Below are 12,167 nucleotides of genomic sequence, written 5' to 3'. Positions count from 1 at the left end.
GAGGCGCGTTACGAGCGCTGCTTGAGTGTGATCTCGTACAGCTTCGACCAGAGCTTTCCGGTGACGAACAGACGATCGCGCGCGGCATCATAGGCGATGCCGTTCATGACATCTTCGTTGCCGGTACGATCGATCGACGGCAGAATGCCTTTGAGATCAATCCAACCCGTCACGTTGCCGGTGGCGGGATCGATGCGGGCGATCTGCTCGCTCTGCCAGATGTTCGCCCAGATCTCGCCCTTCACCCATTCCAGCTCGTTGAGCTGCGACACGGGTGTGCCATGATCGGTCACGGTGATCGTCTTCTGCACCGCGAACGTGGCCGGATCGCGCCATACGATCGCTGACGTGCCGTTGCTCATGATGATGGCTGATCCGTCGGTGGTGAGTCCCCACCCTTCGCCGTCATACGTGAACTCGCCGGTGCGCTTGAAGCTCTTCCAGTCGTACACGAACGCCTTGCCGGTCGTCCACGTGATCTGGAACAGCTTCTCCCCCAGCAGCACGATGCCTTCACCGAAGTGGGGTGTTTCGAGATCCTGCTGACGGATCACACGACCCGTCGTGAGTTCGACCTCGCGGATGTTCGACGAGCCGACCTGACCAGTGCTCTCGAACAATCGGTCGTCGCGCCACACCAGCCCCTGCGTGAACGCCTTCGGATCGTGCGGATAACTCTGCACCACCTCGAAGCTGTAGGTCGGCGTGCGTGACGCTACGGTGCCGGTAGTGTCGCCATTGGCCGCACTGGCCGCGCCGCGATCCCCGCCGCACGCGCCGAAGGCGCCTGCCGTGGACACGAACGCGATCGTGCCGAACAGAATGACGACCGACGCCGTCCGCGAACGTCGCATGCTGGAGAGAATAGCCATCGATCGGATTGCAGCAGGGTGAAAAAAACGGAGACCAACGGAAACACGCGACTCCAGCTTGAACGGATTCGAACTGATAGCAACGGGTAGGAACGGATCAAACACATTCGAAAAACTTGCAGACCTGCTCACACCGAGGTGCCGGCCCAACACGCGGAGCAGATCCGTTGGTATCGGTTGGTATCGGTTCCTATCCGTTCAAGCAGGAATCGCGTAATCCGTAAGGATCCCCAGCGCCAAACCCACCAGCACGCGCTATCCATCCACCCACTCGCGCAGCGCCCGCAGCAACGACACAAGATCCGCCAGCTGGTGATTGGCGTTCAAACCGCTCGGACTCGGTAAGACCCACAACGCCGAGCCGGCGAGCCGTTCGTCCTGCAAGCCCAGCGTGGCTTTGGGACGTCCGAATGCCGTCCGGTAGGCACCGATTCCGAGAAACGCCACCACGCGCGGCGGCTGTGCTTCCACCAACCTACGCAGCCGCTGGCCGCCCGCTACGTACTCGTCGGGACTAAGCTCCGCCGCGGTGGCGGTGGTGCGCTCCACCATGTTGGTGATGCCGATGCCAAGCGGCAGCAGTTCCCGCTCCTCCCACGGCGCGAACAGACGCGGCGTGAAACCGGCTCCGTGCAGCGCTGGCCAGAATCGATTACCGGGACGGCCGAAGTGATGCCCGATCGCCGCCGTATACAGTCCGGGGTTGATGCCGCAGAACAGCACACGCAGCCCGGGCGCGACCAAATCGGGCACGATCAGGTCGACCGCGGCAGCCAGCTCCGCCTTGGTCGGCTTCTTCGGTGGCCGCGCGTCAGTCACTGAGCGACTGCTTGAGCGAGGCCAACGCGGTGAGCGCCTGCAGCGGCGTCATCTGATCGGGCTCGAGTGCCCCCACCGCATCGGCCAGGCGGGTCAATGCCGGATCGGGCACCGCCGATGGCATTGCCGATGGCATTGCCGATGGCGCAGCGTCGCCGAAGAACCCCAGCTGCGGCGTGGGCCCGCCGGGCTGCTTCATCCGCGGACCCTTCCGCGACACACTCTTCGGCACGGCCAATCCATCGGCCGTCAGACGCGCGGCCATCTGTTCGCCTTCGCCCTCGAGCAGGGCCAGCACTTCCTTGGCGCGCGCGATCACTGCCGCCGGCAATCCCGCCAGACGTCCCACCTCGATACCGTACGACCGATCGGCCCCGCCGGGAATGAGCCGGTGCAGAAAGAGCACCTGATCACCGACTTCACGCACGGACACGGTGAAGTTGCGCACGCCACCGAGCTCGCTCGCCAGCTGCGTCAGCTCGTGGTAGTGCGTGGCGAATACCGTCTTGCACCCGATGGCATCGTGCAAATGCTCACTGACGCTCCACGCAATCGAGACACCGTCGTACGTGCTGGTACCACGGCCGATCTCATCGAGCAGCACCAGGGAGCGCTTGGTCGCGGTGTGGAGAATCGCGCTCGTCTCGCTCATCTCCACCATGAACGTCGACTGACCACGGACCAGATTGTCGCTCGCGCCGACGCGCGTGAACAGGCGATCCACGATCGGCAGCTTCGCGCGACGGGCCGGCACATACGCGCCGACTTGCGCCATGAGCTGAATCAGGCCGACCTGCCGTAGGATCGTGCTCTTACCCGCCATGTTCGGACCAGTGAGCACGATCATTTGGCCGTCTTCGCTGAGCACCAAGTCGTTCGGGATGAACTTTTCCCGCGCCATCATGCGCTCGACCACTGGATGACGTCCGGCCACGATCTCCATGTCGAAGCCGTCGTTCAGCTCGGGGCGCGCGTACTGCTCGCGCTCCGCCACTTCGGCGAAGGCGGTGAGCACATCGATGGTGGCCACGCGTCGCGCCACCTGCTGCCACCGCCGAATCGCCGCCCCGGCGTCACGACGCAGCGCCTCGAAGAGTTCGCGCTCGCGCGTCTCGATGCGGTCGGCAGCGCTCAACACTTTCTCTTCGTACTCCTTGAGTGCCGGCGTTACGTACCGTTCGGCTCCGGTCAGCGTCTGTCGACGCTGATAGTCGTCGGGCACGAGATGCTTGTTCGCGTTCGAGATCTCGAGGAAATACCCGAACACGCGGTTGTAGCCCACCTTGAGCGAGTGGATGCCGGTGCGCGCGCGCTCCTGAGACTGGATCGTCGCGATCGCATCCTTGCCGCCGTCGCGCAACGCGCGTAGCTCGTCGAGATCGGCATCCCGGCCCGGCGCGATGGTGTCCTCTTCGCCGATCATCAACGGCGGCCGTTCCACCAGCATCGTCGTGAGCCGCTCGGCGCAATCGCGACCATCATCCCAATCGTCGAGCATCGCCGTGAGCAGACCGCCGCTCGAATTGCCCTGCGTCGCATGCGACAGCACGGCACGCACCGCATTCGCCACCTGCGGCAGCCGGGCCAGCGAATCACCGAGCGCGCGCAACTCACGCGGTGTCGCGCGGCCCGCGGCGGCCTTGCTCGCCAGTCGCTCCACATCACGCACACCGTCGAGCGCGTCGCGTACACTCGCACGGCCCACCGGATCGCGCACCATCACCGTCACGGCGTCGAGACGCAACTCGATGGCGCCACGCTCCAGTAACGGCGCCAGCAACCATTGGCGCAACATCCGCTGCCCCATCGGCGTGGTCGTGCGATCGAGTACCGACAACAGCGTCCCCGCCAACTCGCCACCACGCAGCGATTCCACGAGCTCGAGATTGCGACGTGTCATCTCGTCGAGCGGCATCACACCACCCGGACGCTCCACCACCGGTCGTGCGAGGTGCGGTAATCCACCCGGCTGCAGTTCGCGCAGATAGCGCAACAAGGCACCAGCCGCGCCGATCGCACCGGCGTCATCGCTGCCCAAACCGAAGCCTTCCAGCGAGCGCACGTCGAACTGCCGCGCGAGTTCGTCGCCGGCCAGCTGCGCGTCGAACTCCCACCCCTCACGCTCGGTGACGAGGACGTTGTCTACTGCCTGCATCGCCGCTGCAAGTTCAGGGTGCGACGCACCGCGCACGACCAGCAGTTCGCGTGGCGCCAACCGCGCCAGCACCGCCGGTGCATCCATCGGCGTCACCAGAAACAGCCGCCATTCGCCGGTGGACAGATCCGCCGCCGCGATACCGATCTGTTCACGCAACCCATCACGCGATGTGTCGCGACCGGTGGCGATCGCACACACGTAGTTCGCTCGCGCGCCGTCCAACAGATCGTCGGCGAATACGGCACCCGGCGTGATCGTCTCCACCACTTCGCGCTTCACGAGGCCCTTTGCGAGCTTCGGATCTTCCACCTGCTCACAGATCGCGACGCGGAAGCCCTGTCCCACCAAGCGACGCAGATACTCGGCGGCGGCCTTCACCGGGATGCCTGCCAGCGGCACCTCCGCAGCGCCACCGTTGTTGCGCGACGTCAGCGTGAGACCGATCGCCCGCGACGCCGTCTCGGCGTCGTCGTAGAACATCTCATAGAAGTCGCCCATGCGGAAAAACAGAATCGCATCCTGATGGCGCGACTTGATCTCCCGATACTGTTGCATCAACGGCGTGGCCGCACCACTCACGGCGCGCGCTCCGCGACGAAGCCGTCAAACCCGAGCTTCTTCAGCTTGTTCAGCGCATTGATCGCGTCGGCGCGCATGACGTAATACCCCGTGCGTACGCGGAACGGCTTCTGCTCGCCGTCGATACGCGCGTCGATATCCCGCTTCGCGAATCGCTTCACGGCGTCGCTCGCTTCGGCGCGCGTATCGTAGGCCGCCAACTGCACGGAGTAGCGACCGGCGCCGGCGGCCGGCTTCTCAGCCGGCGCTTCGGGTGGCCTTTCCGTCGGCTTTTGCACCGCCTTCTCGGCCGATTTCGATGCGGCCGGTGCCGACGATGCTGGGATGTTCAGCCGGCCGCCGATGCACCGGCGCTGCAGTTCGTCCGACTGCAATCGCAGTTCACCATCGGGGATCTGTTCGCCGCGCAGCGAATCGAGCGCGCCGCAGCCGTCGGCCATGTTGCGCTCCTCGAAGTAGCTGCGCGTCAGCCACAGCAGTCCCTTCGCGCGATACGCGCCGCTGGGGAAATCGCGCAGCAGGCGCGTGAAATACACGCGCGCATCGGCCGGATGGCCGCGCAGCATGTCGAGTTCGCCCAGCCGCACCAACGCATCGGGAGCGCGCGGTGACAGCGGCACGTCGATCACCAGGCGTTTCCAGTCGCGCTCCGCTTCGCCGACTCGCTCAGCGAGCACCGCGCGCCAGTAGAGCGCTTCGGCCAGATCGAGCGTCCCCACCGGCACCGCACCCACCAGCGAATCCAGCAGCGTGCGCGCCGCGGTGCCCTCGCCACCATCAAGCATCGCGCGGGCCCGCGCCGTCGTGCGCTCGACCGCCGGCGTGACCTGCGCCGACGCCGTCGGCGCGATCGACAGCAGCGCAGCGCAACCGACCGCCGCCAACATCAGGGTGCGGCGCATCATACCGCGCATCATGCGGCCTTCCGGCGACGCATGGCACAGAGACTCAGCACGAGTGACATCAGGATCTGCTCCGCGTTCGAGACCGTCGTGTCCTTGAGCGCCATATCGGCTTCCAGCAACAGCTCGAGCGCCTTCTCGCACGATACCGCACTCCATTGCTCCGTCACCTTCGTCCAGGCCGATGCCGCTTCCCCCCATGGCCGACCAGGATATCCGCCGGTCTCCTTGAGGAACGCGAAGAACTCCTGCGGCAACCGGTTGGTCGGAATGCCCGCATCGCGTCGCGCCCGACCATAAGCCAGTGCGAACGCCTGCGTGCTCAGCATCATCACGACTTGCACCGCTGTGACTTTCGGCTGCCCCAGCACGTGCGCCACCAGCGTCACCGCGGCCGCGGCATCCTGTCGGGCGACGGCGTCGAGCAGATCCGTCACCGTTTCGCCGCGACGGATGCCGACCACGGCCGAGACGATGTCGATATCGATGGTCGCACGAACGTCGGCGTCACCCGTCGGTAGCTCTCGCGCCCCGAGTGCGTAACTGGCGCACTTGTCGAGCTCCGACGCGAGTTGATGGAGATCGTTGCCCACCGCCTGCTGCAGCAGCTGTGCGGCATCGTCGGCAATGTGGACCGCCAGCGCGGTGGTCGCATGGTGCGTGATCCACCGGCGCACGCGCTCTGGCGTGAGCGGCGCAAACTCGAGCGACTCCGACGCCGCCGCGAGCGCCGTATCGGCCTTCGTACCGGCCGGACTCACCAGCAACAGCAACGTGTCGCCGGCGGGTCGCTTCAGATATTTGTCGAGCTGCTGTCGCGCGGCTTTCTTGAGCGCCGTCACATCGCGGAAGACCACGGCGCGTTTCTCGGCGAGCATCGGCGGCGTCGAAAGCAGGCTGCTCACCGCTTCGGCATCGAGCTCGCTGGCGCGACGGATTTCGCAGTTGAAGTCGCGTGTGCTCGGGTCGATCGACGCGTCGAGCAGGTCGCGCACGGCGGCATCCTTCAGGTAATCGTCGTCGCCGTGCAAGTAGTACACAGGCGCGAAGCTCCGCGACTGAATCGCAGCTTGCACGACGCGGAGGGGCGACGATTCCTTGGCCATCCCATCAAGATAAGGGACCGCCGGTCGAACTTCAGCGCAATTCGGAGAAGGTCGCCAACGTGAAGTCGTTGCTCACGAAATGCGTCGGGGCGTCTTCGATGATCATCGCCGCCGGCCAGACCGGGTTGCCGGTCGCCATCGCCTGCATCAACTCGGGCGTGATATACGAAACCGGGGTCGGCATCGCCGGCTGCGAGGCAATCACGGGCTGCATCGAAAGCTCGGGCACCGTGGCGCTCATCCCCTGCCACACGAACGCGCCGAGCATCGCACTGGCCGCCACCGCCATCACCACCCGCGTGTTCCGCGACGCGGCCGATCGGGGCAGCTCGAGCAGGGCCGCGCGGGCCTCCAGCGCGGTTCGCTCGTCGCGGCACTCCTCGCGACATTCGGCCAGACGCGCCCGAAGGCGGGCTTGAAAATCGGCGCTCGGCTCGAGGGTGGGCATGCTGCGCGCCACCATCAGCGACCGACGCACCAGTGTGTCGTGCGCCGCACAGCCGTCGCACACCATCACATGACGCTGCGCGGCGGCCATCTCATCGCCCGGCAGGGTGTCATCCAGATAGGCCAGGTGCTGCTTGCGGAAGCTCTTGCAGTCCATCGGTACGGTATTGATCCGTGTTGGGAGACATCGCTCAGGCGGCAGCCGCCGGATTGACGATCGCACGGCAGGATACCCGTGGTCCGGCAAGCGGTTCCGCCTGGTGCGCTGTATCCAAACGCATCACCCCCCGCCAGGGCAATCCCGGGCGGGGGGTGATGGTCCAGCGCGTTCGACGTGTGCCTATCGCACCAATGGCGCGATGATGTCGGCAAATGCGGTTCGGGCACGGTTGAGGCGCGACTTCACGGTGCCAAGGTTCACACCGGTGATTTCGGCGATCTCCTCGTACGACTTGCCTTCCAGTTCGCGCAGCACGAACACCTCGCGGTGATGCGCCGGCAGCTGGCTGACGGACTGCTCCACCATCTCCTTCAGGTGACGCTTCCGGAACAGGTCGTCCGGGCGTGTGTGCACGTCCTCGAACTGGAGCGGGCGGTCCTCGTCCTCGAACTTGGCCTTGATCGTCTGGAAGAGCACAAGCGGATTGCGCGAGCGGTTGCGCAGTTCGTTTTTCGCCAGGTTCGACGCGATGGTATAGATCCACGTCGAGAACTTCTTCGAGCGATCGAAGCGTCCGATATGGCGGTACACCCGGATGAACACTTCCTGCACCAGATCTTCGGCACGGTCGCGATCACCGATTGTGCGGTAGACGAAGTTCAGCAGTCGACCCTGGTACCGGTCGACGAGCTCTTCGAAGGCGCGTTCCTCGCCTCCGAGGAACGCCGACACCACATCTCCATCCTCGAGGCTGCGCAGATGCTCGCGCACCGGCACCGCGGGGGTGTTCTGTGAAGTCAGTTTCGTGCGAGCCAGTTCGGCCATGGATCGAGTCCTCCGCCTGCGGTGACGCGAGCCAGAAGACTCACGGTGCTTCGACCAGATGGCCGGACGATCCGGCAGACCATGTCGTCGCACACACTGGACCTAGTGCACAGGGCGTGCCGGAAGGAACTTTCTGGAACCCTCCACCCTAAGTCGTTAAATTAGAACGACTTGTGCTGCCGTATCCTACGTCACGATGCGGACGGACGGATTCATTCGCTTTCCGATGTCTCTGAAAGAGGACAATGAAAGAGGACAGATCCTGTCAGTTTAGACGAAAGCCAGCGGTATACAGCAGAGCGAGCGCCGTCTTGGCATCCTGGATCTCGCCCTGCTCGATCATGGACAGCGCCCGCGACAACTTGGTTGGCGCCAACTCCATGAACTCGTCCGCTTCCCGCTTCCACTCGCCAGCCTCGAGCCCCGTCGCCATGAAGAGATGGATCTTCTCATCGGTGAAGCCGGGGGTCGTGAACATCGTGAACAGATGTTCGACACGCGAAGCGGTGTATCCGGTTTCCTCCTTCAGCTCGCGATGTGCGCAGGCCAGCGGCTCTTCCCCAGCATCCAGTCGGCCGGCCGGGATCTCGTACAGGTACCCGTCGGCGGCGTAGCGATACTGACGGATCAGCAGGACTTCGGGGTCATCGTCGAGGTCGCCAAGCAGCGGCACCACCGCGCTGGCCCCCGGATGACGTACCATCTCCAGCTGACCGGTCGAGCCGTCGGGAAAGCGTACCGTGTCGATGTCGATCGAGATCACCTTGCCGGTGTAACCGCGCGTCCCGATGATCTTGCCCGGACCCTGCCGTTCGATCGCCATCAGCGGACCGCCTTCTTGGCGGCCTTCTTCACGGCCTTCTTGGCGCCTTTCTTGGGCTTCTTCGGCAGTGGCACGTCATTGCCCGCCAGCCACTGCTTGATCGCCGGACGCAGGTACACCGGAATGCGCAGGATCGTCCCGCGGCATTTCTTCGCGCCACACCGGCAGGCGTAATAGCGCACGTCCTCCGGCTCGTACTCGTCCTGCCACTCGAAGCGATAGTCGTACACCAGCTCCGTCTCCGGCTTGATCGCCTTGATCGCCTTGATCCAGATATGGCCGTCCTCGATCACCGTCTCGCAGTTCGGATCGCACGAATGGTTGATGAATCGCGCGTCGTTGCCGCCGAACCGCGCATCGAGCACCGTGTCGTCGTCGAGTACGAACAGGAACGTATGATGACGCCCTTCGGAGTCGTCGTACCGCCGGTCGGCCTCCTCGTGCGTGATCGGCTGCCCCCAGTACTCGTCGACCTTCTTGCCTTTGCGGATCGGCAGGATCGCAAATGCACCGCGTCCCTGGATCTTCGAACGACGCACTTCGTAGTACGGCGACTTGGGCGGCTTCACGCGCTTCGCAACCACGGCTTTCTTCGCGGACTTCGTTACGGACTTCTTCGCTGGCGACACGTCGATTCAGGAGGCTGAGGAGGGAGACACAGGCGCGGCAGCACCATCTTCTGCTGCCGGGTCGTACACGGTAACGGGTCCAAGCGACAGCGCGTCGACGGTCGGACGGATCGCCGTGGCATCACCCACGACGACGACCTGCAATCGACTCGGATCGAGATGCGTCTGCGCCACGCGCAACACATCCTGCGCGGTGACCGCTCTCACCCGGTCGCGATACGTATCGAAGTAGTTCGTGGGCAGCCGGAAGATCTCCACGTTGGCCAACCCGCCCGCCACCTCGGCGGTGGTCTCGAAGCGAATGGGAAACACGCCCACCAGATAGCTCGTGGCCAGCGACAGTTCCGCGTCGCTCACCGGCGCTTCGCGAATGCGTGTGAACTCGAGGGCAATCTCACGCAGCGCATCGGCGGTGACCGCCGTTTCCACCGCGGTCGAAATTTCGAACGGACTCGCCGCGCGACGCCAATCGAATGCCGAGTGCGCGCCGTACGTGTAGGCGTGCACTTCGCGCAGATTCAGGTTGAGCCGCGAGGAGAAGAGCCCGCCGAGGATTGCGTTCATCACCACCACGGGGAAGTAATCCTCGTGCAGGCGCGGAATGGCGACATGCCCCACGCGCACTTCCGACTGCGGCGCGTCGGGCTTGTGCACCAGATGCACGCGCGACTCTGGAAAGCGCTGCGCATCCATCGGCTCCGTGACTGGCGGCGCCTTGCCGGTCCAATCGCCGAAGTGCGCACTGGCGAGCTTCACCGCGTGCTCGATGTCGATATCGCCCACCATCATCAGGGCGGTGGAATCGGGACGATAGAACTCCGCGTGATACGCCTGCACGCGCTCACGCGTGAGACGCATGATGCTCTGCTCGTCGCCACCGGCCAGCCGCGCGAATCGCGATTCCGGCTTGTACAGCAAACGCGAAAAGAATACGTCGGAGAGACCACGCGGTTCGGCGCGCAGCTGCGCCAGATCGGCCAGTCGCTCGCCACGCATTCGCTCGAGCTCCGACTCGGGGAACGCCGGATAGCGCAGCACTTCCGACAACACCGCGACCGCGTCGTCGATACGCGACGACAGCGCGGTGATCTGCACGATCGCCGAGTCCCAGTCGGCACCGGTGTCGAGCGTGGTCCCGAGCATCTCCAGTCGCGACGTCAGCTGGAGCGCGTTCATGTCGCGCGTCCCTTCCGCCAGCGCGCGCGTGGTGAGCTGCGCAAGTCCTTCGTAGTCGCGCGGATCGCGCGTGGCGCCCGCTTCGATCACGGCCAGCGTCGTCACTACCGGATACGCCGGCACATTCGCCACGATCAGTCGCAGACCGTTGGCCAGAATGCGCGTCGAGAAGTGCGGGAACCGATAGTCGCTGGGTGTGCCCGCACCGGGACGCGGGGGCGCTACGGGCATCTCCTGAGATTGCGAGTCCTGCGCGGGAACGTCGAGTGTGTCGGTCATGCGCTCGCCTCCGCCAATTCGGCCGGCGCCGTATCCGACGCTTCCTCGGCCGGTACGAACATCAGCAGGGCGCGATTGTCGGGACCAAGTCGTTCGCGGGCGAGCGCGGAGACCGCCGCCGTCGTCGTCGCGCCGTAGCGCTCCACCTGTTCGTTGATCAAGGCGGCATCGCCGAAGTACGTGGCAAAACGCGACAGTTGGTCGGCGCGCTCGGCGGCCGACTGCATGCTCGTCACAAAACTCGTTTCGATCAGCGCACGGGCGCGCTGCACCTCCACGTCCGTCACGCCATGCTGATGCATCAGATCGAGCTCGGCCAGCACGGCCGCTTCCAGCTGTTCCGGCGTGACGTCGGGGTGGGCCGTCGCGTCCACCACGAGCAGGTCACTGCCCTTCGCCAGATCGTAGGTGAAGGCGCTGGCCTGTGAGGCAATGCGCTGCTTTCGCACCAGCGACTGCTCCAGGCGACAGCCGGTACGCAAGCCGAGCACGGCCGCAGCCAGCGACGCAGCGTAATAGCCATCGCTGCCGAACACCGGGGTGCGGCAGGCAACGAATAGACGCGGCAACGCGACTGCATCGGGTACCACCGTACGGCGCGTGTCTCCGAAGGTGGACGGTAGCATCATGTCGCGAAGCGGCGGACGTGGCGCACCACGGGGAATCGCGCCGTAGTACTCCTCGATGAGGCGCATGGTCTCGGTGCGATCAAAATCGCCGGCGACCGTGAGCACCGCGTTGTCCGGGGTGTAGTACGTCCGGAAGAAGTCCGCCACGTCGTCGAGCGACGCGTCGGTCAGATGCTCCATGGACCCGATCAACGAGTGATGGAACGGATGCTCTTCCGGGAAACAGAGCGCCGGCAGGCGCTCCCACCACGTGCCATAAGGCTGGTTGTCGACCGACCAGCGACGTTCGTTCTTCACGACGTCGCGTTGCGTGTCGAGCTTCTGCTGCGTGAGCCCCGGCAGCATCCGACCCATCCGGTCTGCCTCGAGCCAGAGCGCCAGCGCGATCTGATGCGACGGAACCGTTTCGTAGTAGTTGGTCCGATCGAGCCAGGTGGACCCGTTCAGGGTCCCGCCAGCGCGTTGGACGAGTTCGAAATGTTCGTTGGCCTCGACGTTCGCCGACCCCTGAAACAGCATATGCTCGAACAGGTGGGCGAAACCCGTGCGATCAAGCCGCTCATTGGCCGAACCTACGTGATACCACAAATTGACCGCGACGATCGGCGCCGTGTGATCCTCAGAGAGCACCACATGCAGGCCGTTCGGGAGGTGATAACTCTCGACTGGAATGCGCATGGTTCAATATTGGGGGGCTGGTCACGAAAGTCGGAACCCCAGGCGCACGAACCGACCTTGATCACTGCAGCTCAATTCTCTCCCC

General features: G+C 64.7%; 11 protein-coding genes. All 11 read right to left on the bottom strand.

The annotated features are described in order from the left end of the window. Positions 1–8: 8 nt before the first annotated feature. Positions 9–872, bottom strand: coding sequence for a glutaminyl-peptide cyclotransferase (locus tag HKW67_RS15885; protein ID WP_171226319.1), 864 nt, complete (start codon positions 870–872; stop codon positions 9–11). A gap of 255 nt (positions 873–1,127) precedes the next feature. Continuing rightward, positions 1,128–1,691, bottom strand: coding sequence for a G/U mismatch-specific DNA glycosylase (gene mug, locus HKW67_RS15880; RefSeq protein ID WP_206044455.1), 564 nt, complete (start codon positions 1,689–1,691; stop codon positions 1,128–1,130). After that, the gene (gene mutS, locus HKW67_RS15875) at positions 1,684–4,428 is read right to left on the bottom strand and encodes a DNA mismatch repair protein MutS (protein ID WP_206044454.1); all 2,745 of its coding nucleotides are present in this window, start codon (positions 4,426–4,428) and stop codon (positions 1,684–1,686) included. Before mutS ends, mug begins: the two co-directional genes overlap by 8 nt. Then, positions 4,425–5,345 (bottom strand): SPOR domain-containing protein, encoded by a 921-nt coding sequence (locus HKW67_RS15870; protein WP_206044453.1) that lies wholly within the window; start codon positions 5,343–5,345, stop codon positions 4,425–4,427. The genes mutS and HKW67_RS15870 overlap by 4 nt, the downstream gene beginning before the upstream one ends. Further along, positions 5,342–6,436 carry a DNA polymerase III subunit delta gene (gene holA, locus HKW67_RS15865; RefSeq protein WP_171226317.1) on the bottom strand — a complete coding sequence of 365 codons (1,095 nt, stop codon included), beginning with the start codon at positions 6,434–6,436 and terminating at the stop codon, positions 5,342–5,344. The genes HKW67_RS15870 and holA overlap by 4 nt, the downstream gene beginning before the upstream one ends. 31 nt (positions 6,437–6,467) lie before the next feature. After that, on the bottom strand, positions 6,468–7,106 hold the full coding sequence (locus HKW67_RS15860) for an anti-sigma factor family protein (protein ID WP_206044452.1): 639 nt from the start codon (positions 7,104–7,106) through the stop codon (positions 6,468–6,470). Between the two features lie 117 nt (positions 7,107–7,223). Then, positions 7,224–7,868: a sigma-70 family RNA polymerase sigma factor gene (locus HKW67_RS15855; protein ID WP_171226315.1), complete on the bottom strand. Its 645-nt coding sequence runs from the start codon at positions 7,866–7,868 to the stop codon at positions 7,224–7,226. A gap of 265 nt (positions 7,869–8,133) precedes the next feature. Continuing rightward, positions 8,134–8,691 carry an NUDIX hydrolase gene (locus HKW67_RS15850; protein WP_171226314.1) on the bottom strand — a complete coding sequence of 186 codons (558 nt, stop codon included), beginning with the start codon at positions 8,689–8,691 and terminating at the stop codon, positions 8,134–8,136. After that, positions 8,691–9,320 (bottom strand): SET domain-containing protein, encoded by a 630-nt coding sequence (locus HKW67_RS15845; protein ID WP_230981034.1) that lies wholly within the window; start codon positions 9,318–9,320, stop codon positions 8,691–8,693. Before HKW67_RS15845 ends, HKW67_RS15850 begins: the two co-directional genes overlap by 1 nt. Before the next feature lie 6 nt (positions 9,321–9,326). Then, positions 9,327–10,775: a M16 family metallopeptidase gene (locus HKW67_RS15840; RefSeq protein ID WP_171226313.1), complete on the bottom strand. Its 1,449-nt coding sequence runs from the start codon at positions 10,773–10,775 to the stop codon at positions 9,327–9,329. Next, complete coding sequence (locus HKW67_RS15835; RefSeq protein ID WP_171226312.1) at positions 10,772–12,082, bottom strand: M16 family metallopeptidase; 1,311 nt, start codon at positions 12,080–12,082, stop codon at positions 10,772–10,774. Before HKW67_RS15835 ends, HKW67_RS15840 begins: the two co-directional genes overlap by 4 nt. Positions 12,083–12,167: the final 85 nt, after the last annotated feature.

The organism is Gemmatimonas groenlandica, from assembly GCF_013004105.1.
Taxonomy (GTDB): domain Bacteria; phylum Gemmatimonadota; class Gemmatimonadetes; order Gemmatimonadales; family Gemmatimonadaceae; genus Gemmatimonas; species Gemmatimonas groenlandica.
The sequence above is the reverse complement of the archived record's forward strand: the minus strand, read 5'-3'. Positions and strand labels throughout refer to the sequence as shown.

Excerpts from the sequence above, each read along its gene's own strand:
- HKW67_RS15885 (WP_171226319.1), bottom strand. The coding sequence starts at position 872 with ATGGCTATTCTCTCCAGCATGCGACGTTCGCGGACGGCGTCGGTCGTC.
- HKW67_RS15835 (WP_171226312.1), bottom strand. The coding sequence starts at position 12,082 with ATGCGCATTCCAGTCGAGAGTTATCACCTCCCGAACGGCCTGCATGTG.
- HKW67_RS15855 (WP_171226315.1), bottom strand. The coding sequence starts at position 7,868 with ATGGCCGAACTGGCTCGCACGAAACTGACTTCACAGAACACCCCCGCG.
- HKW67_RS15870 (WP_206044453.1), bottom strand. The coding sequence starts at position 5,345 with ATGATGCGCGGTATGATGCGCCGCACCCTGATGTTGGCGGCGGTCGGT.
- HKW67_RS15850 (WP_171226314.1), bottom strand. The coding sequence starts at position 8,691 with ATGGCGATCGAACGGCAGGGTCCGGGCAAGATCATCGGGACGCGCGGT.
- holA (WP_171226317.1), bottom strand. The coding sequence starts at position 6,436 with ATGGCCAAGGAATCGTCGCCCCTCCGCGTCGTGCAAGCTGCGATTCAG.
- HKW67_RS15840 (WP_171226313.1), bottom strand. The coding sequence starts at position 10,775 with ATGACCGACACACTCGACGTTCCCGCGCAGGACTCGCAATCTCAGGAG.